This is a genomic window from Streptococcus sp. HMSC034E03, from assembly GCF_001811505.1.
GTDB lineage: Bacteria > Bacillota > Bacilli > Lactobacillales > Streptococcaceae > Streptococcus.
Window position 1 is genome coordinate 18,514 of record NZ_KV804980.1, and the last position, 22,175, is coordinate 40,688.

18 protein-coding genes, 1 tRNA gene, 1 pseudogene and 1 other annotated feature are annotated in these 22,175 nt (G+C 39.9%); of the genes and pseudogenes, 18 read left to right on the forward strand and 2 right to left on the reverse strand.

The features are described 5' to 3' along the window. From HMPREF2805_RS11270 to HMPREF2805_RS04440, 3 genes are all read left to right on the forward strand, one after another. On the forward strand, positions 1 to 819 hold an 819-nt coding region (locus HMPREF2805_RS11270; RefSeq protein ID WP_186822553.1), incomplete at its 5' end, for an SIALI-17 repeat-containing surface protein. A 128-nt stretch (positions 820 to 947) separates the two neighbouring features. Beyond that, entirely contained in the window at positions 948 to 1,772 is an 825-nt protein-coding gene (locus HMPREF2805_RS04435; protein ID WP_075231560.1) for a phosphate ABC transporter ATPase, read from the forward strand. A gap of 3 nt (positions 1,773 to 1,775) precedes the next feature. Then, complete coding sequence (locus tag HMPREF2805_RS04440; protein ID WP_075231561.1) at positions 1,776 to 2,624, forward strand: NAD(P)H-hydrate dehydratase; 849 nt, start codon at positions 1,776 to 1,778, stop codon at positions 2,622 to 2,624. Positions 2,625 to 2,647: 23 nt separating this feature from the next. On the opposite strand, the gene HMPREF2805_RS04445 is transcribed toward HMPREF2805_RS04440, so the two are convergent. Continuing rightward, positions 2,648 to 2,833, reverse strand: coding sequence for a hypothetical protein (locus tag HMPREF2805_RS04445; protein ID WP_075230421.1), 186 nt, complete (start codon positions 2,831 to 2,833; stop codon positions 2,648 to 2,650). Between the two features lie 118 nt (positions 2,834 to 2,951). Between HMPREF2805_RS04445 and HMPREF2805_RS04450 the strand changes: the two genes are divergently transcribed. From HMPREF2805_RS04450 to pyk, 15 genes and pseudogenes are all read left to right on the forward strand, one after another. After that, on the forward strand, positions 2,952 to 5,405 hold the full coding sequence (locus tag HMPREF2805_RS04450; RefSeq protein ID WP_186822554.1) for a bifunctional DnaQ family exonuclease/ATP-dependent helicase: 2,454 nt from the start codon (positions 2,952 to 2,954) through the stop codon (positions 5,403 to 5,405). A 32-nt stretch (positions 5,406 to 5,437) separates the two neighbouring features. Beyond that, positions 5,438 to 6,661, forward strand: a complete 1,224-nt coding sequence (locus HMPREF2805_RS04455; RefSeq protein ID WP_075231562.1) for an FtsW/RodA/SpoVE family cell cycle protein — start codon at positions 5,438 to 5,440, stop codon at positions 6,659 to 6,661. A 10-nt stretch (positions 6,662 to 6,671) separates the two neighbouring features. After that, positions 6,672 to 7,223 carry a DJ-1 family glyoxalase III gene (locus tag HMPREF2805_RS04460; RefSeq protein WP_075231563.1) on the forward strand — a complete coding sequence of 184 codons (552 nt, stop codon included), beginning with the start codon at positions 6,672 to 6,674 and terminating at the stop codon, positions 7,221 to 7,223. 105 nt (positions 7,224 to 7,328) lie between these two features. Continuing rightward, a complete protein-coding gene (locus tag HMPREF2805_RS04465; protein WP_075231575.1) occupies positions 7,329 to 7,892 on the forward strand; it encodes an HAD family hydrolase in 564 nt (187 codons plus the stop codon). Between the two features lie 29 nt (positions 7,893 to 7,921). Further along, positions 7,922 to 9,868, forward strand: a complete 1,947-nt coding sequence (gene gyrB, locus HMPREF2805_RS04470; protein WP_075231564.1) for a DNA topoisomerase (ATP-hydrolyzing) subunit B — start codon at positions 7,922 to 7,924, stop codon at positions 9,866 to 9,868. 81 nt (positions 9,869 to 9,949) lie between these two features. Then, the gene (gene ezrA, locus HMPREF2805_RS04475; RefSeq protein ID WP_075231565.1) at positions 9,950 to 11,677 is read left to right on the forward strand and encodes a septation ring formation regulator EzrA; all 1,728 of its coding nucleotides are present in this window, start codon (positions 9,950 to 9,952) and stop codon (positions 11,675 to 11,677) included. A 115-nt stretch (positions 11,678 to 11,792) separates the two neighbouring features. Beyond that, the gene (gene pgdA / locus HMPREF2805_RS04480; RefSeq protein WP_075231566.1) at positions 11,793 to 13,184 is read left to right on the forward strand and encodes a peptidoglycan-N-acetylglucosamine deacetylase PgdA; all 1,392 of its coding nucleotides are present in this window, start codon (positions 11,793 to 11,795) and stop codon (positions 13,182 to 13,184) included. Between the two features lie 86 nt (positions 13,185 to 13,270). Then, positions 13,271 to 13,401: a sequence feature (ribosomal protein L20 leader region), on the forward strand. 15 nt (positions 13,402 to 13,416) lie between these two features. Then, the gene (gene infC / locus HMPREF2805_RS04485) at positions 13,417 to 13,947 is read left to right on the forward strand and encodes a translation initiation factor IF-3 (RefSeq protein ID WP_075231567.1); all 531 of its coding nucleotides are present in this window, start codon (positions 13,417 to 13,419) and stop codon (positions 13,945 to 13,947) included. A 32-nt stretch (positions 13,948 to 13,979) separates the two neighbouring features. After that, positions 13,980 to 14,180 (forward strand): 50S ribosomal protein L35, encoded by a 201-nt coding sequence (gene rpmI / locus HMPREF2805_RS04490; protein WP_001125942.1) that lies wholly within the window; start codon positions 13,980 to 13,982, stop codon positions 14,178 to 14,180. Between the two features lie 50 nt (positions 14,181 to 14,230). Further along, on the forward strand, positions 14,231 to 14,590 hold the full coding sequence (rplT, locus tag HMPREF2805_RS04495; RefSeq protein ID WP_000124830.1) for a 50S ribosomal protein L20: 360 nt from the start codon (positions 14,231 to 14,233) through the stop codon (positions 14,588 to 14,590). A 57-nt stretch (positions 14,591 to 14,647) separates the two neighbouring features. Continuing rightward, positions 14,648 to 15,034 (forward strand): lactoylglutathione lyase, encoded by a 387-nt coding sequence (locus HMPREF2805_RS04500; RefSeq protein ID WP_075231568.1) that lies wholly within the window; start codon positions 14,648 to 14,650, stop codon positions 15,032 to 15,034. Between the two features lie 58 nt (positions 15,035 to 15,092). Next, positions 15,093 to 15,611: pseudogene (locus HMPREF2805_RS04505) on the forward strand (B3/4 domain-containing protein); the annotation flags it as partial. A 117-nt stretch (positions 15,612 to 15,728) separates the two neighbouring features. Then, positions 15,729 to 18,830 carry a DNA polymerase III subunit alpha gene (locus HMPREF2805_RS04510; protein WP_075231569.1) on the forward strand — a complete coding sequence of 1,034 codons (3,102 nt, stop codon included), beginning with the start codon at positions 15,729 to 15,731 and terminating at the stop codon, positions 18,828 to 18,830. Positions 18,831 to 18,911: 81 nt separating this feature from the next. Continuing rightward, positions 18,912 to 19,919, forward strand: a complete 1,008-nt coding sequence (pfkA, locus tag HMPREF2805_RS04515) for a 6-phosphofructokinase (protein WP_075231570.1) — start codon at positions 18,912 to 18,914, stop codon at positions 19,917 to 19,919. Between the two features lie 66 nt (positions 19,920 to 19,985). Next, positions 19,986 to 21,491: a pyruvate kinase gene (gene pyk, locus HMPREF2805_RS04520; protein WP_075231571.1), complete on the forward strand. Its 1,506-nt coding sequence runs from the start codon at positions 19,986 to 19,988 to the stop codon at positions 21,489 to 21,491. A 531-nt stretch (positions 21,492 to 22,022) separates the two neighbouring features. On the opposite strand, the gene HMPREF2805_RS04525 is transcribed toward pyk, so the two are convergent. Further along, positions 22,023 to 22,095: transfer RNA gene (locus HMPREF2805_RS04525), tRNA-Thr, on the reverse strand. Positions 22,096 to 22,175: the final 80 nt, after the last annotated feature.

The following is a 22,175-nucleotide window of genomic DNA, read 5'->3' on the forward strand; positions in this document are numbered from 1 at the left end:
GAATTTGAGGGTGGCGTCAATGCAGTAGAAGCGGCTAAGAATGAGTTGCCAGAATACACAGATGCAATTGGGACAGCAGGTGACGAGCCAGCACCAGTAGTAGAAGTCCCAGAATTTACAGGTGGCGTCAATGCAGTAGAAGCCGCTAAGAACGAAGTCCCAGAATTTACAGGTAGCGTTAATGCTGTGGAAGCAGCCAAGAACGAGCTGCCAGAATTCACAGGAACATTGGCTACAGTGGGAAATGAGCCAGCCCCAAGTGTTGAAAAACCAGCTGCAGAGGTTCAAATCTTATCTGATAAGGAAACTGGAGTTCTGGTAGCAGGGCTATCTCAAGACCTAGATGCTACTCTCAAGCTTCAAGTTCAAAAGGTTCTACGTCAAGAATTAGCTGGCAAACACTACGATGCTTATCAAGTGAAATTGCTGGATAAAGATAAAGATAACCAAATGGTTGGTCCAAAAGGTGCTGTCTTAGTGAGATTGCCAGTCAAGGGTCAGGTTCAAGAGGTTTATCACATGAGCTTAGATCAAGGCTTGCAGGTTCAAAAGGTAACGTTAGTAGGTGACACAGTTGAATTGGTCACCAAAGATTTAGGACTTTATGCGATTGTCTATAAAGAACAAAACCAAGAACCAGTAGAACAAGCTCATGGGCCAGTAACTCAGGGAGAGGTTTCTGGAAATAATCCAGGAAAAGCAAGTTCAGCAAGACTTCCAGAAACAGGTGAAAGTCGATCTGATACAGCTGCCTTCCTAGCAAGTCTCAGTCTTGTTTTATCAGTGGCACTACTAACAGTTAAACGTAAAGAAAAATAAGGACTGATAACTCTCAGCTCTAAAAAAGCTAATCATTATAAAAGAAGGAGAAGATAGCATAGTCTTCTCCTTTATTAATTGGGTAGTGAGGTGTATAATTGAAGTAAGAGAATGTGAGGAGAAGGACCGTGATTGTAAAAGTTTGTAATGCAGATTTTAGTCTCCAGTGGGATGGAATCTATCAATTTGCTCTTGAAAACTATCCTCAGCTTCAAGAATGGGAATTGGAGAAACTAGCAAAGTTTATTGCTTATGAACAGGACCATCATTGTCAGACCATTGTGGAATGTGAGAATCATGAATTAAAAATACAAATTCATGATTACTTGCAAGAGCATAGCTTTTTTCCTCCCTACAGACCAAGTCATCGCCTTGTAGCTTCTACCTATGATATCCAGAGGAAGTTGGTTACCTCAGATTATTGTAGTCATACTTGTACAGTTGAGGTGGCTCAGGCTATTTTTCAGACTGGAAAACTCATGTCGGCGGTAAAAGTATTTGGTAAAAGTGGGGCTGAGCTAGTTACAGATAGTCGTAATGCAGCTTCTGATCCAGCAGACTATTTTGACTATATCATGTTCGGATGGTCTAATACGACTTCGGGTTACCGACTCGCTATGGAGCGTTTGTTAGGAAGGGCACCTTCTGAGGAGGAATTGCAAGAAAAGTTCATTCCTGGCGTTAGTTTTCATTTTCTGTATGAAGAATTAATTCAAGCACCAGGTTATATCTTTGATGGCTATCATGTTGCGAAGGTAAGAGATAGTTTAGATTTGGATACCTTTCTTCATTTGTGTGTTATTCCTTCAAAAGATAAGGCTTGTTTTGAAGGTTTGATTCCTTGTCAATTACAAGATAGGGTGATTTACCTAGACTATGAGGGAGAAGGGTTACAGGATTGGAATACTAAGGTTAATCAAGTGTTACATAGTAAGGTTAAGTTGAAGGAGTAGTGTATGAAAGAGATTGATCAAGCTCTACTGAAAAAAGTGATCATCGAGCGTTCTCGCTCTAGTCATAAGGGAGACTATGGGCGTCTTCTCTTGATTGGAGGGACTTATCCCTATGGGGGAGCGATTATTATGGCTGCCTTAGGTGCTGTTAGAAGTGGCGCAGGCTTAGTGACAGTAGCAACGGATAAGGAGAATATTCCAGCTCTACATAGCCATCTGCCGGAGGCTATGGCTTTTGCTCTTGACGATAAGCAATTGCTTGAGCAACAGTTGGAGAAAGCAAGTGTTGTCTTGGTTGGGCCTGGATTAGTGGATGATGAGCGTGGAGAAGAGCTTCTCCAAACAGTCTTTCATCATTCAAATCAAGACCAGACTCTCATACTGGATGGTGGTGCCTTATCCATTTTTGCGAAGACGGGAATGAAATTTCCTAAAGCCCAGCTTGTTTTAACTCCTCACCAGAGGGAATGGCAAGTCTTGTCAGGCTTAGATTTGGATTCCCAAGGAAGCAAGGAAACAGGAGAGGCTTTGAAGAGCTTTCCTTCAGGAACGATTTTAGTCCAAAAAGGTCCAGCTACTCGAATCTGGCAAGCTGGACAAGTTGATTGTTATAAGTTGAGTGTTGGTGGCCCTTATCAGGCGACTGGCGGCATGGGGGATACTCTGGCTGGGATGATCGCTGGCTTTGCAGGCCAATTTACCCAAGCAAGTCTCTATGAAAGAGTGACAGTAGCGACCTATTTACATTCAGCAATTGCCCAAGAACTAGCTGAAGACAACTATGTAGTCTTGCCAACCATGATTAGTCAACAGATTCCAGCCTTTATGAAGAAGATACAAAAAGACACCTGAGGTTTTCAGGTGCTTTTTAATGATTAGAAGAGTCCTTTGACCTTATCAACAAGATTACCGATTCCTTCTGAGCCTGAAATCAAGCTTTGAGCTTGACTAAGGTATTCTCCGAGTTGGTCCTTGTTTTCTTCGACAAAGGTTTTTGCAGCAGCCAAATCTTTTTTCTCGATTAACTCTTTTACTTGATTAAACAAATCTAATGGGTTCATGATGTCCCTCCTTTTCTAAACTTCTATTCAATCATTTTTTATAAAAACTTGCAAGAAACTTGAACCTTCCAATAAAGTTCAGGGGTGTCAAATGGTGTAAATTTTGATATAATTTTTAATGATGGATTTTAGAAATGATCGGTACGTGGTCGTGGATTTAGAGGCGACCAGTACCGGAAGCAAGGCAAAAATTATCCAAGTGGGAATCGTGGTCATTGAAAATGGCGAAATTGTTGACCAATTTGCAACGGATGTCAATCCCCACGAACCCTTGGATTCTCATATCAAAGAATTAACGGGTTTGACCGATCAGCGACTGGCAGAGGCACCAGAGTTTTCTCAGGTTGCTGGAAAAATTTTTGACTTGGTCAAGGACGGTGTTTTTGTTGCGCACAATGTCCAGTTCGATGCTAATTTGTTGGCAGAATTCCTCTTTTTCGAGGGTTATGAATTGCGCACTCCCCGTATCGATACAGTCGAGTTGGCTCAGGTGTTTTATCCTCAGTTTGAAAAGTATAATCTCGGGATTCTCTGTCAAGAGTTGGGAATTTCACTAGAAAAAGCCCATACTGCCTTATCAGATGCCCAAGCAACAGCAGAGCTCTTTCTTTGTATGCGACAAAAAATGTTTGGACTGCCAAAAGGCTTATTGGAGCGCTTGTTAAGTTTGTCAGATGGTTTATTATATGAGTCTTATCTGGTCATCGAGGAAGTTTATCAGAAGCAGTCCATCCTAGTTGAGCATGACTTGGTAGAAGTGCAAGGCTTATTCTTAAGAAAAGAGAAGCCAGTCCTTTCTCCACGCAAACTCTCAAAAGATTTCCAAACCAATATTGCCTTGTTGGATTTGGAAGATAGAGCTCCACAAACTAGCTTTTCTCAAAAGGTTCAAGATTTTCTACAGAATGAGAAAATTGCTTTTGTGCAAGCTCAGACTGGAATTGGGAAAACCTACGGCTATTTGTTACCCACTTTATCACTAGAAAACGAAAAAGGAATCCTTCTCAGTGTTCCTACTAAAGTTCTACAAAATCAAGTGATGCAAGAAGAGGCTCGTAGATTGGAAGAGGTCTTTCACCTTTCGATTCATAGTCTGAAAGGACCACAAAATTACTTAAAACTAGATGCCTTTCATCATGCACTAGAGGAAGAAGAGTCCAATCGCTTGTACACACGTTTCAAGATGCAACTCCTAGTTTGGTTGACCGAAACAGAAACGGGGGACCTAGATGAGATTGGACAGCTTTATCGCTACCAGCAGTTTTTACCAAACTTGGTGCATGATGGTAATCTTCCCAAAGCTTCTCTCTTTTGGTTAGAGGATTTTTGGAGACGGGGGCAGAAAAAAGCTCGCTCTTGCCAGCTACTTGTGACAAATCATGCTTATCTCGTTACCCGACTTGAGGATGATCCCAGTCTACTAGAGGGCCGTCTCTTGATTTTGGATGAGGCCCAGAAGATCTTACTAACTTTGGAAAGTCTTTTACAAAAGAGTTTCGTTTTAAATGACATAGTAGACCAGCTAGATCAAGCTCTAGTTCGAGAAGAAGGGACGCTTCAGAGACGCTTGATGGAGAGTATTCGCTTTGAGCTTTGTCATTTGATGGACCAGTTCCTATCTGGCAAACGAAGAATGTGCCCTGCGACAACAATGGCACAACTCCAACAGGATTTCTCAGAGTTAGAAGTTCAAGGTTTCAAGGACTATCAGCGATTTTTCTGCACTGATGGAGAATTTTGGTTATCAGCCTCAGACTTGTCTAGCAAGAAGGTTGTCATTTCCTCCAGTCGCAATCAACGTCTACTCTTTTCTGAGATTTTTCCAGAGAGTTGTCAACTCTTAGCTGTCTCTGCAACCTTGGAAATTAGTAGCAGAGTGACTTTACCAGAACTAATGGGATTCCCGCATGCAGCCTTTGACAGACTGGATGAGAATTTTCAAGAAAATCAAGAAATTTTGGTTGTTAAGGATTTTCCATTGGTGACTGAAATCTCTCAAGAAGACTATGCTCATGCTCTTGTAGAAGTGCTGGAAGATTTGTCTTACCTTGAAGAGCCCATGCTCGTTTTATTCACTTCAAAAGACCTTTTGTTGCAGGTATCAGATTCTTTATCTCTTTCTCATCTAGCCCAGTATAAGAACGGAGATCCTGCTCAACTCAAGAAACGATTTGAAAGAGGAGACTCTCAACTCTTACTAGGGACAGGAAGTTTTTGGGAGGGAGTTGATTTTGCAACTCACCCTCGAGTGATTGAAGTGGTGACACGCCTGCCCTTCCAAAATCCAGAAGATCCCTTTACGAAAAAAATGAATCAGGAACTGCGTCTTGAAGGGAAAAATCCTTTCTATGACTATCAACTGCCAATGGCTATTGTTCGCCTCAAACAAGCGATAGGTAGAACCATGCGTCGTCTTGGACAACGCTCCTCTGTCCTGATCTTGGATAGCCGAATGACAAGCAAGCGATATGGAAAGCAGATTGGCAAGGCCTTGTCACAGACTAGTCGAGTCAGAGAAGTTGGCAAAGAGCAAATATTCTCAAAAGTTCAAGAATTTTTACACAAAAAATAAAATAAACATCTGAAAGAATGAAGGAGACCTTTATGAAACGTTCTCTCGACTCTCGAGTCGATTATAGTTTGATTCTACCAGTATTCTGTTTGCTGGTGATTGGAGTGGTAGCTATTTACATTGCTGTTAGCCATGACTATCCACATAATATCTGGCCTATTCTCGGTCAGCAACTAGCTTGGATTGTCTTGGGAATTGTTATCAGCTTTGTAGTCATGTTCTTTAATACAAAATTTTTATGGCAGGCGACTCCCTATCTCTACGCCCTAGGTCTAGTCCTCATGGTCTTACCCTTGGTTTTCTACAACCCTAGTTTGGTCGCAGCAACAGGGGCAAAAAACTGGGTGTCAATCGGTGGAGTGACACTTTTCCAGCCTTCTGAATTTATGAAAATTTCCTATATTTTGATCTTGGCTCGGGTCATTGTTCAATTCACACAGAAACACAAGGAAAGTGAACGAACGATTCCTTTAGACTTCCTCTTGATACTGTGGATGATTATCTTCACGCTACCAGTCTTAGGTTTACTGGCCCTGCAGAGTGACTTAGGAACGGCCTTGGTCTTTGTCGCAATCTTTGCGGGACTGGTCTTGCTTTCTGGGGTATCATGGAAAATCATCATTCCAATTTTTGTAACAGCTGTATCGGGAATTGCAGGATTTTTGGCAATTTTCATCACAAAAGATGGGCGTGCTTTCATACATCAAATCGGGATGCCAACCTATCAGATTAACCGTATCCTTGCCTGGCTCAATCCATTTGATTATGCACAAACGACCACCTATCAACAGGCCCAAGGGCAAATCGCCATCGGTAGTGGAGGTCTGTTTGGTCAAGGATTTAATGTATCCAATCTCCTTATTCCCGTTCGTGAGAGTGATATGATTTTTACAGTTATTGCAGAAGATTTTGGTTTTATCGGCTCTGTCCTTGTAATTACACTTTATCTCCTACTGATCTATCGAATGTTAAAAATCACTCTGAAGTCCAATAACCAATTTTATACCTACATTTCAACTGGATTTATTATGATGCTCTTGTTCCATATTTTTGAAAATATTGGGGCGGTGACAGGCCTACTACCTCTGACAGGGATTCCTTTGCCGTTCATTTCCCAAGGGGGATCAGCCATTATCAGTAATCTGATTGGTGTCGGTCTGCTTCTATCTATGAGTTATCAAACGCATCTAGCCGATGAAAAGAGCGGTAAGACAAGATTTAAACGGAAGAAAGTTGTTTTGAAAAAAGTTAAATAAGGAGTAAATCATGGCTAAAGTTGCAGTTATCTTAGCAGATGGCTTTGAAGAAATCGAAGCCCTAACAGTTGTGGACGTATTACGTCGTGCTAATATTACTTGTCATATGGTTGGTTTTGAAGCCCAAGTGACGGGATCACATGCCATTCAGGTACAAGCTGATCGTGTGTTTGATGGTGATTTATCTGACTACGACATGATTGTCTTACCAGGGGGCATGCCAGGATCAGCAAATTTACGCGATCATGAACTTTTGATTGCTGAACTTCAAAAATTTGAGCAAGTCGGTAAAAAAGTAGCAGCCATCTGTGCAGCACCAATTGTTCTGAATCGGGCTGGTCTCCTTAAAGATAAAGAGTTCACCTGCTACGATGGTGTTCAAGAGCAAATTGCTGATGGTCACTATCGTAAGGAAACAGTTGTTGTCGACGGTCAGTTAACAACTAGTCGCGGTCCAGCCACTGCACTTGCCTTTGCTTATAACCTAGTGGAACAACTTGGTGGCGATGCAAATGGTTTGAGAGAAGCTATGCTTTATCGTGATGTGTTTGGATTAGATTAACTAAAACGAGAGGAATCTATCAATTAGGGGATTCTTCTCGTTTTTTACTGTTAAAATAGAAGGAAATCGTCGCTTTTTTCATAAAAAAATGCTATAATGAAGGGTATGAAATATCACGATTACATCTGGGATTTAGGTGGAACTTTACTTGATAATTATGAGACTTCGACCGCGGCTTTTGTGGAAACATTAGCTCAATTTGGAATCGAAGAAGAACATGATAAAGTTTACAATGCCTTGAAAGTGTCAACTGCTTTTGCGATTGACCAATTTGCCCCAACAATAGAGCATTTTTTAGAAAAATATAAGGAAAATGAAGCGCGAGAGCTTGAACATCCTGCCTTGTTTGAGGGAGTACCTGCTTTATTGGAGGAAATCTCAGATCAGGGAGGACGGAACTTTTTGGTTTCGCATCGCAATGACCAAGTTTTGGATATCCTTGAAAAGACGGGTATTGCTAGCTATTTTACAGAAGTAGTAACAGCTAGTTCTGGTTTCAAGAGAAAACCAAATCCAGAGTCTATGATCTATTTGCGAGATAAGTATAAGATTAGTTCTGGTATCGTTATTGGTGATCGACCTATAGACATTGAAGCTGGACAGGCAGCAGGCTTAGCGACGCATCTCTTTAAAAATATCGTGACATTGAGACAAGTATTAGACATGTAAGAAAAAGGAAAAAAAGAAAAAGGGAAAAAATGACAGAAGAAATCAAAAACCAACAGGCACAGGATTATGATGCCAGTCAGATTCAAGTTTTGGAAGGTCTGGAAGCCGTTCGTATGCGTCCTGGAATGTATATCGGATCGACTTCAAAAGAAGGTCTTCACCACCTAGTCTGGGAAATCGTTGATAACTCTATCGATGAGGCCTTGGCGGGATTTGCTAGTCATATTCAGGTCTTTATTGAGCCAGATGACTCTATCACGGTTGTTGATGATGGACGTGGTATCCCTGTTGATATTCAAGAAAAGACAGGCCGTCCTGCCGTTGAAACTGTCTTTACCGTTCTTCACGCTGGAGGTAAATTTGGCGGTGGCGGTTACAAGGTTTCAGGTGGACTCCACGGTGTAGGTTCATCGGTTGTAAATGCCCTCTCAACTCAGTTGGATGTTCGTGTTCACAAAAATGGAAAAATCCATTACCAAGAATACCGTCGTGGACATGTTGTTGCTGACCTTGAGGTGATTGGAGATACAGATAAAACAGGTACAACAGTACACTTCACGCCAGATCCAGAGATTTTTACAGAAACAACAACTTTTGATTTTGATAAATTAAACAAGCGGATTCAGGAGCTAGCCTTTTTGAACCGTGGTCTTCAAATCTCCATCACTGACAAGCGTGAGGGGCTTGAACAAACAAAAAACTACCACTATGAAGGTGGGATTGCGAGTTACGTTGAGTATATCAATGAAAACAAGGATGTCATCTTTGATACGCCAATCTACACAGATGGAGAAATGGATGACATCACAGTTGAAGTAGCCATGCAGTACACAACTGGTTACCATGAAAATGTCATGAGTTTCGCCAATAACATTCATACACATGAGGGTGGAACACATGAACAAGGTTTCCGTACAGCCCTAACCCGTGTCATTAACGACTACGCTCGTAAAAACAAACTCCTCAAAGACAATGAAGATAATCTAACAGGTGAGGATGTCCGTGAAGGATTGACTGCCGTTATCTCTGTGAAGCATCCAAATCCGCAGTTTGAAGGACAAACGAAAACTAAACTTGGAAATAGTGAAGTTGTCAAGATTACTAACCGCCTATTTAGTGAAGCATTTTCAGACTTCCTAATGGAAAATCCACAGATTGCTAAGCGGATTGTTGAAAAAGGGATTTTGGCAGCTAAGGCGCGTGTAGCAGCCAAGCGTGCGCGTGAGGTTACTCGTAAGAAATCTGGTCTAGAGATTTCAAACCTTCCAGGGAAATTAGCAGATTGTTCCTCAAACAATCCAGCTGAAACTGAACTGTTCATCGTCGAAGGAGATTCAGCGGGAGGTTCTGCAAAGTCTGGTCGTGACCGTGAATTCCAAGCGATTTTACCGATTCGCGGTAAAATCCTCAACGTTGAAAAGGCCAGCATGGATAAAATCCTTGCCAATGAAGAAATCCGTAGCCTTTTCACAGCTATGGGAACAGGCTTTGGTGCTGAATTTGATGTTAGCAAGGCCCGTTACCAAAAACTCGTTATCATGACGGATGCCGATGTCGATGGAGCTCACATCCGTACCCTCTTGTTAACCTTGATTTATCGTTATATGAAACCCGTTTTAGAAGCAGGTTATGTTTATATCGCTCAACCACCAATTTACGGTGTTAAGGTCGGCAGTGAAATTAAAGAATACATCCAACCAGGAGCAGATCAAGAAATCCGTCTACAGGAAGCCTTAGCTCGCTATAGTGAAGGACGTTCAAAACCAACTATTCAGCGTTATAAAGGTCTTGGAGAAATGGATGACCATCAACTTTGGGAAACAACTATGAACCCAGAACATCGTCTCATGGCGCGTGTATCAGTTGATGATGCTGCAGAAGCAGATAAAATCTTTGATATGCTCATGGGTGACCGCGTAGAACCACGTCGAGAATTTATTGAAGAAAATGCTGTTTACAGTACGCTTGACGTTTAAAAAAATTTGGAAATAGTTCCCATGGTTTGAAAAATATGATATAATCATTACAATTGTTTCAAGTATAAAAAGGAGTTTGATATGTCTGATAATCTGTTGATTATTATTATGATTGTAATCGCGACTCTTCTGATCATTGCTTATGTTGTAGCGATTTTGTTACGCAAACGAAATGAAAAGAGGCTCGCAGTACTAGAAGGAAGAAAGGAAGAGTTGTATAACCTTCCAGTTAACGATGAAGTAGAAGCTGTTAAGAATATGCATCTGATTGGTCAAAGTCAGATTGCATTTAGAGAGTGGAACCAAAAATGGGTAGACCTATCCCTCAACTCATTTGCAGATATTGAGAATAATCTGTTTGAAGCAGAAGGGTACAATAATTCATTTCGCTTCTTGAAAGCTCAACACAAAATTGATCAAATTGAAAGCCAGATTACCCTTATCGAAGAAGATATTGCTTCCATTCGAAATGCTTTGGCAGATCTAGAAAAACAAGAATCAAAAAATAGTGGTCGTGTCTTGCATGCTTTAGATTTATTTGAAAGCTTACAGAAGGCGGTCGCAGAAGATTCTGAGAAATATGGTCAAGCACTTCCTGAAATTGAAAAACAATTGGAGAACATCCAATCTGAATTTTCTCAATTTGTGACGCTAAACTCTTCAGGAGATCCAGTTGAAGCAGCAGGAATTTTGGATAATGCTGAAAACCATATTCTCGCTTTGACACATATCGTAGAGAGAATTCCAGCAATTGTTACTAAACTAACGACAGAACTCCCTGATCAACTTGAAGATCTGGAGGTTGGCTATCGTAAGTTGCTTGATGCCAACTATCACTTTGTAGAAACTGACATTGAATCACGTTTGCAGTTGTTGTATGAAGCATTGAAAAATAACCAAGAAAATATTAAAAAATTGGAATTGGATAATGCTGAATATGAAAACACTCAGATTCAAGAAGAAATCAATGCTCTCTATAATATTTTCACACGAGAGATTGCTTCTCAAAAGGTTGTTGAAAACTTGTTGTCAACACTTCCAACCTATCTTGACCACTTAAAAGACAACAATCAGGTCTTGGTAAAAGATATTGAACGCTTGAGCAAAACTTACTTGATGTCTGAGAGTGATGTCAATCACGTCCGTCGTCTTCAAGTGGATTTGGATTCCCTAGAAGTTACAGTTAGTGATTTGACTTCAGAACAAGAGGAATATTCAGAAGCTTACTCTGTATTGGAAGAACGTTTAGAAAATGTTCAAGCTACATTAAAAGAAATTGAAGATGATCAAGTTTCAGTGAGCGAACGTCTGGTGCAAATTGAAAAAGATGATGTTAATGCTCGTCAAAAGGCAAATGTTTACGTCAATCGCCTCCACACGATCAAGCGCTACATGGAAAAGAGAAATCTTCCAGGAATCCCACAGAGCTTCTTGAAATTGTTCTTTGCAGCTAGCCACAGTACCGAAGACTTGATGGCAGAGTTAGAACAGTCGCAAGTCAACATTGAGTCTGTCAACCGTATTTTAGAAATTGCAACTCACGATATGGAAATTCTGGAAACAGAAACATACAGCATCGTACAACATGCTACCTTGACTGAACAATTACTTCAATACTCTAACCGCTACAGATCATTTGATGAAGGGATTCAACAAGCCTTCCACGAATCTTTAGAAATCTTTGAAAATGCCTTTGATTATCAAGCATCTTTCGAAAAGATTTCCCAAGCTTTGGAAGTTGCTGAGCCAGGTGTAACAAACCGCTTCGTTTCTTCTTATGAAAAAACAAGAGAAACTATTCGTTTCTAAACAAAAGAAAGTCCTAGGGAGATCTAGGATTTTTCTTTTACCTTTCTTTTCCTAAAAAATGGACATTTTCCTATTTTTCATTGAAATTATAGTTTTGATTTGATATGATAAGACTATGACAAAAAAAAGAACAAGCCGTAAAGTAAACGACAAGAAGAAGAGAAATTTATGGATTATTGTGGGGCTTCTATTTTTCACAATCTTGGCATTAGGTGGAACCATCACTTATCAAGTTCTTACCAAGCAAGCTTTTGAGCAAAAAATTGAAGCACTGAAGAAAGAAAAAGATGATTCCTATTCACAAGGCAGTCAGAAAGATCATTTTCGTAAAGGGCAGGCAGAAATCATCACCTACTATCCTATGACGGGGGACAAGGTCATTACCTCTGTTCAGGAGATCATAGTAAAAGATATCACGGATAAGGTAGAAGATAAAGAACATTTGATTTTTTACTATTCTGAAAAAGATTCATCCTCTATCAAAGGTATTGAGAGTCACCTTATAAAAAAACAGGCCTATGACGTAAGTAATTCTAATGTTGTTGAATTGGAAAACACTTCATTGGAACAGCTTTACCTTAAAGAAGATGGTAGTCCTTTCACTCTTGATCAGCTATTTACAGATGCTAGCAAAGCCAAAGAAACATTTCTTGAGATTATCAAGTCAACGCTTCAAGATAAAAAGCTTGAACAAACACTTGTAGATCAAGTGATAGCCGATTTTTCAGCTACCGATTTATCATCTTGGAAGTTTGCTTACAAAGATAGTCAATTGGTTCTTTATCCAATCAAAGCAACTAATAATGTAGAAGAAGTAGCTTTGCCTATTTCAGACTTCTTTGATGTTATCCAATCGTCCTATCTAACTGAAAAGGATGCAGAACTTTATAAGAAGGCTCAGGCTGAGAAGAATAAAAAAGTAGTTGCTCTTACTTTTGATGATGGACCTGATGGAAATACAACACCACAAGCCTTGGATATCTTGGCTAAATACAAGATCAAAGCAACTTTCTTTGTTCAAGGTAAGAATATCGCTGGAAATGAAGCAATTCTCAAACGTATGCAGGCTGATGGTCATGAAATTGGAAACCATAGTTGGAATCATCCAGTTTTAACACAATTATCATTGGAAGATGCTAAAAAACAAATTACGGATACAGAAGATGCCATTAAAAATGTTCTTGGAAAAAGTTCAAAATTAATGCGTCCACCATACGGTGCGATTTCAGATGATATTCGTAATAGTCTTGATTTAAGCTTTATCTTATGGAATGTGGATAGTCTGGATTGGAAGACTAAAAACGAAGCATCTATTTTTACAGAAATCCAACACCAAACGAGCGATGGGTCTATAATTTTATTACACGATATTCATCAGCCGTCAGTTAATTCGCTTCCAAAAGTAATTGAGTATTTACAGGAACAGGGCTATAGTTTCGTGACGGTTTCAGAAATGCTCAATACGAGGTTGAAACCACATGAGATTTACTATTCTCGTAATCAATAGATTGTAAGTCGGCAAAAATAGAAAAAATTAAAAAAAGATAGTTTTTATCTTGACAAGTAGGGGAAAACTTGATATCATATAAAAGTTGAGAAAAGCAGAAGTGAGAACTTCTCGCCTTGCGACTAACGTTGTCTGGCCCCTACGGATCAAGTTTCAGTAATGAACTATAATCATGTAGTGCGGATTTGCGTTAGCAAGTCCGCTCTTGTTTTTCTCTAAATTAAAAAAAGAGGTGAAAACCATAGCAAAGCAAGACTTATTCATCAATGATGAAATTCGTGTACGTGAAGTTCGCTTAATCGGTCTTGAAGGTGAGCAATTGGGTATCAAACCACTAAGCGAAGCGCAAACACTTGCGGATGAAGCTAATGTGGACTTGGTTCTCATTCAACCTCAAGCTAAACCTCCTGTTGCTAAGATTATGGACTACGGTAAGTTCAAATTTGAGTATCAGAAGAAGCAAAAAGAACAACGCAAAAAACAAAGCGTTGTGACCGTGAAAGAAGTTCGTTTGAGCCCTGTTATCGACAAGGGAGATTTCGAAACTAAACTTCGCAATGCTCGCAAGTTCCTCGAAAAAGGGAACAAAGTGAAGGTATCCATTCGCTTTAAGGGGCGTATGATCACCCATAAAGAGATTGGTGCAAAAGTTTTAGCCGAGTTTGCTGAAGCAACACAAGATATTGCTATCATCGAACAACGTGCTAAAATGGATGGTCGCCAAATGTTCATGCAGTTGGCACCAGCAACTGACAAAAAATAATTGTCGGAAAGTCAAATAAAGGAGAAAAAATCATGCCAAAACAAAAAACACACCGCGCATCAGCTAAACGTTTCAAACGTACAGGTTCTGGTGGACTTAAACGTTTCCGTGCTTACACTTCTCACCGTTTCCACGGAAAAACTAAAAAACAACGTCGTCATCTTCGTAAAGCATCTATGGTGCATTCAGGAGATTTCAAACGTATCAAAGCAATGCTTACTCGCTTGAAATAATCGCGTATTTGTAAGTAAAGAATTCTAGGAAATATTTGGAGGAAATATAAATGGCACGTGTTAAAGGTGGCGTTGTATCACGCAAACGTCGTAAACGTATTCTTAAATTAGCAAAAGGTTACTATGGAGCTAAACACATCTTGTTCCGTACTGCAAAAGAACAAGTAATGAACTCTTACTACTATGCATACCGTGACCGTCGTCAAAAGAAACGTGACTTCCGTAAATTGTGGATCACACGTATCAATGCGGCAGCTCGTTTGAACGGACTTTCATACTCACAATTGATGCATGGTTTGAAATTGGCTGAGATCGAAGTTAACCGTAAAATGCTTGCTGACTTGGCTGTTAACGATGCAGCAGCTTTCACAGCTCTTGCAGATGCAGCTAAAGCAAAACTTGGTAAATAATTATTCATAAGACTGGTGCAAGTTTGTCCCAGTCTTTTTTAAACAAAGGAGAAAAAAATGGCTTCTAAAATGCTACACACTTGTTTGCGAGTTGAAAATCTTGAAAAATCAATCGCTTTTTATCAAGATGCTTTTGGTTTTAAGGAATTGCGTCGTAGAGACTTTCCAGACTATGCTTTCACTATCGTTTATCTTGGACTTGAAGGTGATGATTATGAGTTGGAGTTGACTTACAACTATGATCACGGACCTTATGTTGTCGGTGACGGTTTTGCTCACATTGCCCTAAGCACACCTGACCTTGAGGCTCTTCACAAAGAACATAGCGAAAAAGGCTATGAAGTGACAGCACCTAATGGACTTCCAGGGACTCAACCAAACTATTACTTTATCAAAGATCCAGATGGATACAAGGTAGAAGTGATTCGTGAAAATTCATTATAGTTCTTATCGAGTAGCTTGTATGCTACTCTTTTTTTGAATTTGTAGTAGAATGAAAGAAAAAGAATGGCATCAGGCATTCACTTAATTCAAAACCAAAAAATGTGCTCGTTCTTCTATTGAAGCTTTATTAAAGCGTGTAAGTCAAGGAAGAGAATTTAATCCAATAAATCCTTTGGTAGATATTTATAATAGTGTTTCACTTTCTTACGCTGTTCCTTGTGGGGGAGAGGATTTAGCTAAGATTGTTGGTGACTTATGTCTCGGAAGAGCTCAAGGGAATGAATCCTTCTTTCCACTAGGGGCCGAAAGTGATGCTCCTGCATTAGCCGATGAAATTATTTATTTTGATGAACAAGGTGCGGTTTGTCGGTGTTTAAACTGGCGTGAAGCCCAAAGAACCATGTTAACAGAAGAAACCAAAGATGCTGTTTTAGTCATTGAAGCTATCAATGAAGAACAGGCATCAAGAGCTCGGGAAGCAATGCTAGAATTACATACTAAAATTGAGGAATATTTCGGTGTTAGTGGCAAGATCAGTCACTTGACAGCTACAAATCCTATCCTAGAGGTAGAATAATGAATGGGAATCACGGTTAATTCAACTATGGTTCTTTTTTCTACAAGGGGAGAAAGAAATTGTTTTTCTATTTTCTAAAATGGTATAATATAAGGAGAAAAAGGGAGGTGATAGCGAGTGATTGCACAACTTGATACAAAAACGGTTTATAGTTTCATGGAGAGTATGATTTCCATTCAGAAGTATGTTGACCAGGGGAAAGCATACGGCTACTCAGCACTTGGAATCATGGATATTGACAATCTCTATGGGGCTTATTATTTTATCAAAGAGTGCCAAAAGCAAGGGATCCAGCCCTTATTAGGTCTTGAGGTGACCGTTCATCATAAGGAGGAACTCGTCAACCTCCGATTTTTAGCCTTGTCAAATCGTGGTTATCGAAATCTCATGAAGATTTCGACTCTAAAAATGACAGGTAAAAAGGAATGGACTGATTTTTTCCCCTATCTAGAAGATGTTTGTGTTATTGTTCCCTATTATTCTGCAATTGATTCCTTGGACTTAGGGCATGACTATTATATCGGAGTATATCCAGATACACCTCAGTCGAATTTTTCTCACTCCATTCTCCCACTTTATCGTGTTAATTCCTTCGAATCTGAGGATTTAGAAACGCTTCAAATGCTCAAGGCGATTAAGGAAAATGTGACCTTGCGAGAGGTAGATGTTCAATCGCAACAAGGCTTGTTTTTACCTGCTGATCGCTTAGAGCAAGTATTTCAAGAAAAATTTCCGCAAGCCTTAGAAAATCTTTCTGAACTGATTGGAGCAACTACTTATGAGATTGATAGTAGTCTCAAGCTTCCACGTTTCAATCCAGAGCATCCTGCTGTTGAAGAGTTGCGCGAAAGAGCTATTAAGGGCTTGGAACAGAAAGGCTTACTCGATTCAGTTTATCAGGCTCGTTTGGAAGAAGAACTATCTGTGATTCATGACATGGGATTCGATGACTATTTCTTGGTTGTTTGGGATCTCTTACGTTTCGGTCGTTCTCAAGGGTATTACATGGGAATGGGACGTGGTTCTGCAGTTGGAAGTTTAGTAGCCTACGCTCTAGATATTACAGGAATTGATCCTGTGTCTAAGAATCTCATCTTTGAGCGCTTTTTAAATCGTGAACGCTATACCATGCCTGATATCGATATTGATATTCCTGATATCTATCGTCCTGAATTTATCCGCTATGTTCGTGACCGTTATGGTAGTATTCACGCTGCTCAGATAGTCACCTACTCGACTTTTGGTGCCAAACAGGCTATCCGAGATGTTTTTAAACGGTATGGTGTTCCCGAGTACGAGTTGACATCCATAACCAAGAAAATTGGTTTCAAAGATACCTTGACAAGCGCCTATGAAGGCAATCTAGGATTTAGACAACTGATTCAAAGTAAGATTGAGTACCAAAAGGCTTTTGAAATTGCCAAAAAGATAGAAGGATATCCTCGACAGACATCTATCCACGCTGCTGGTGTCGTGATTAGTGATAAAAATCTAACGGACTATATTCCTCTTAAGTATGGTGAGGATATGCTCATTACCCAGTATGATGCTCATGGAGTCGAGGGAAATGGCTTGCTCAAGATGGATTTCTTGGGCTTAAGAAACCTAACTTTCGCTCAAAAAATGCAGGAGCTCTTATTTGAAACTCAAGGAATTCAGCTAAGGATTGAGAATATTGACCTTGAGGATAGGGAAACTTTAGCCCTCTTTGCAGCTGGGAAGACCAAGGGGATTTTTCAGTTTGAACAACCTGGAGCTATTCGCCTATTAAAGCGCGTGAAACCAGAAAGCTTTGAAGAAGTAGTGGCAACGACTTCCCTCAACAGACCCGGGGCGAGTGACTATATCGATAACTTTGTGGCTCGAAAACATGGTAAAGAAAAGGTAACGGTTCTGGACCCAGTTTTGGAAGATATTTTAGCTCCAACTTATGGCATTATGCTTTACCAAGAACAGGTGATGCAAGTAGCTCAGCGATATGCTGGTTTTAGCCTTGGGAAGGCCGACATTTTACGTCGTGCCATGGGGAAAAAGAACGCAGCTGAGATGCACCGAATGGAGGAAAGTTTCATCCAAGGAGCACTCGAAAAAGGTCATGGAAAAGAACAGGCTCAGCAGGTTTTTGCTGTCATGGAAAAATTTGCTGGTTATGGTTTCAACCGATCGCACGCTTATGCTTATGCGGCTTTAGCCTTTCAACTTGCTTACTTTAAGACACATTACCCAGAAATCTTTTATCAAGTCATGCTCAACTATGCCAGTGGAGCTTATATTCTCGATGCGCTTGAAATGGGCTTTGAACTGACACCACTCTCTATCAATACAATCCCATATCAGGATAAATTAACAGAGAAGACTATTTATTTGGGACTTAAGAGTATCAAGGGGATGCCTCGAGATTTTGCCTATTGGATTTTAGAGAATCGTCCTTTTAGTAGTGTCGAAGATTTTGTCACTCGCTTGCCTAAAAATTATCAGAAGTTGAGTCTCTTAACTCCCCTAGTCGAGATTGGTTTATTCGATAGTTTTGAAAAAAATCGCCAAAAAATCTTATCTAATTTACCTACTTTGTTTATTTTTGTGGAAGAATTGGGTAGTTTGTTTGCAGATAATAGCTACAATTGGCTTGAGAGTGAGGATTTTACGCAAGTCGAGAAGTTTCGTAAGGAACAGGAGTGGCTTGGAGTCGGTATCAGTCCGCATCCCTTACTGATTTTAGCAAAGAATTCCCTCTATCCAATTGTGAGTTTGTCTGAACTATCTGAAGGACAGACAGCTACAGTACTCGTTGAGCTACAGTCTATCCGAGTAATCAGAACTAAAAAAGGTGAAAATATGGCCTTTTTGAAAGTTAGTGATAGCAAATCAAATTTGGAAGTTACTGTTTTTTCTGATCAGTATCGCCAATTTAAAAATCTCCTACATGAAGGAAGATTTTACTACCTAAATGGAAAAGTGCAGGCAAGAGACGGTCGCCTTCAGTTAGTGTTAAATAATCTAAAAGAAGCAGTGAGTGAACGATTTTGGATTCAGGCTGCTGATCATGAACATGATTCTGAAATTTATCATATTTTAGAACAATACAAGGGACAAATTCCAGTCATTATACGCTACGAAAATGAACAAAAAAATGTTCTTTTGCCGGGCTATTTTGTTGCAAAAGATGTTAGTTTGCAGGAATCTTTGAGTCAAATAACTATGAAAACGATTTATCGTTAAAAATCAATGAAAATAAAAGAATTTTAACTTTAATTATGGTATAATCAGTTAGAATGTTAAAAGAAAAAGGAGCAAAACCAAATGAAACGTATTGCTGTTTTGACTAGTGGTGGAGACGCCCCTGGTATGAATGCTGCTATCCGTGCAGTTGTTCGTCAAGCAATCTCAGAAGGAATGGAAGTTTTTGGTATCTATGATGGATACGCAGGTATGGTTGCCGGCGAAATTTATCCACTTGATGCAGCTTCAGTGGGAGACATCATTTCACGTGGTGGTACTTTCCTTCACTCTGCTCGTTACCCTGAGTTTGCAAAACTCGAAGGTCAACTTAAAGGGATTGAGCAGTTGAAAAAACACGGTATCGAAGGTGTCGTGGTTATCGGTGGTGACGGTTCTTATCACGGAGCTATGCGCTTGACTGAGCATGGATTCCCTGCTATCGGACTTCCGGGAACAATCGATAACGATATCGTAGGTACTGATTTCACAATCGGATTTGATACTGCAGTTACAACTGCTATGGATGCCATCGATAAGATTCGTGATACCTCATCAAGTCACCGTCGTACTTTTGTAGTTGAAGTAATGGGACGTAACGCTGGTGATATCGCTCTTTGGGCTGGTATTGCAACAGGTGCTGATGAAATTATTATCCCTGAAGAAGGCTTCAAGATGGAAGACATCGTAGCAAGTATCAAGGCTGGATATGAACATGGTAAGAAGCACAACATTATCGTTTTGGCAGAAGGTGTTATGTCAGCGGCAGAATTTGGTCAAAAACTAAAAGAAGCTGGAGATACAAGCGATCTTCGTGTAACTGAACTTGGTCACATCCAACGTGGTGGATCACCAACTGCTCGTGACCGTGTATTGGCGTCACGCATGGGTGCACATGCTGTTAAACTCCTTAAACAAGGAATCGGTGGTGTCGCTGTTGGTATTCGCAATGAGAAAATGGTTGAAAATCCAATTCTTGGAACTGCAGAAGAAGGAGCTTTATTTAGCCTAACAGCTGATGGTAAGATCGTTGTTAACAACCCTCACAAAGCTGATATTGAACTTTCTGCTTTAAACAAGAGCTTGTCTTAATCAACTTTAACTAAACTGGTAAAATGACCAAAAAAGGTCGAATTATATAAAGGAGTCACAAAAATCATGAACAAACGTGTAAAAATCGTTGCAACTTTGGGTCCTGCGGTAGAAATCCGCGGTGGTAAAAAATTTGGTGATGAGGGATACTGGGGTGAAAAACTTGACGTTGAAGCTTCAGCTAAAAACATTGCTCAATTGATTGAAGCAGGAGCTAACACTTTCCGTTTCAACTTCTCACATGGTGACCACCAAGAACAAGGTGACCGTATGGCAACTGTTAAACTTGCGGAAAAACTTGCAGGTAAAAAAGTTGGTTTCCTTCTTGATACTAAAGGACCAGAAATCCGTACTGAATTGTTCGAAGGTGAAGCTAAAGAGTATTCATACAAAACTGGTGAAAAAATCCGTGTTGCAACTAAACAAGGAATCAAATCAACTCGTGAAGTGATTGCTTTGAACGTTGCAGGAGCACTTGATATCTATGATGATGTTGAAGTTGGTCGTCAAGTATTGGTTGACGATGGTAAACTTGGTCTTCGTGTTGTAGAAAAAGACGATGCAACTCGTGAATTTGTTGTTGAAGTTGAAAATGACGGTGTTATCGCTAAACAAAAAGGTGTAAACATCCCTAACACTAAAATTCCTTTCCCAGCTCTTGCTGAACGTGATAACGCTGATATCCGCTTCGGTTTGGAACAAGGTATCAACTTCATCGCGATCTCATTCGTACGTACTGCAAAAGACGTGAATGAAGTTCGTGCAATCTGTGAAGAAACTGGTAACGGTCACGTTCAATTGTTCGCTAAAATCGAAAACCAACAAGGTATCGATAACTTGGATGAAATCATTGAAGCTGCTGACGGTATCATGATCGCTCGTGGTGACATGGGTATCGAAGTACCATTTGAAATGGTTCCAGTTTACCAAAAAATGATCATTACTAAAGTGAATGCTGCTGGTAAAGTTGTTATCACTGCAACAAACATGCTTGAAACAATGACTGAAAAACCACGTGCAACTCGTTCAGAAGTATCAGACGTATTTAACGCTGTTATCGACGGAACTGACGCTACAATGCTTTCAGGTGAGTCTGCAAATGGTAAATATCCTCTTGAGTCAGTAGCTACAATGGCTACAATCGACAAGAACGCTCAAACTCTTCTTAACGAATACGGACGTTTGAACTCAGATTCATTTGAACGTAACTCTAAGACAGAAGTTATGGCTTCAGCAGTTAAAGATGCTACTAACTCAATGGATATCAAATTGGTTGTAACTCTTACTAAGACTGGTCACACAGCTCGTTTGATTTCTAAATACCGTCCAAATGCTGACATCTTGGCATTGACATTTGACGAATTGACAGAACGTGGATTGATGTTGAACTGGGGTGTTATCCCAATGTTGACAGAAGCTCCATCATCAACTGATGACATGTTCGAAATTGCTGAACGTAAAGCAGTTGAAGCAGGTCTTGTACAATCTGGTGACGATATCGTTATCGTTGCAGGTGTGCCGCTTGGTGAAGCAGTTCGTACTAACACAATGCGTATCCGTACTGTACGTTAATCTAATATTAAAAAGCCTATCATATCAAGCTTCATCGCTTGTATGATAGGTCTTTTTTGTATCAGAGGGGCAAAACTTTTTTTCCTATTTGATGATATTGAATCTAAAAGATTAAAACTGCATTCTCCATGTTTTTAGTGATGTGAGTGGAGCTTTCATTGGTCACTTTAGTATCTTAATGGCTAATCTTAGCAAGGATTGTTTTTAAAGAAAAGTTGTTACAATAAAAAGCCTATAAGCATATAATTGAGTGAAGTTATAGATGTTTATTGTCGGAAGGAAAAGACAAAAGATGCGGCCTAGTAGGACTCAGAAAAATAAAAAAAGCTCTCTGGTAAAACCAGAAAGCCTGAGAGGCATCTCCATGTGAGAAATCGGTTCACACAATTTCTCAAGGTCCGCTCCTGCGTTATGACCTCCTTTGCTCAATAGTAGCTCTCACTACATATCGACTCATCGCAAATTTTATTTTACTATAAGGTCGAAAAAAAGTCAATAAAAAATTTCCTATAAAAAGGAACTGTTAAACAATGCTAATTGCCGGGATCGAACCGGCGACCTCATCCTTACCATGGATGCGCTCTGCCTACTGAGCTAAATCAGCTTACTTAAAAAGTATACTATAGAATCAAATTTTTGTCAATAAAATGTTTTATTATGTGACTTTCAGTCCGTCTCGCTCCG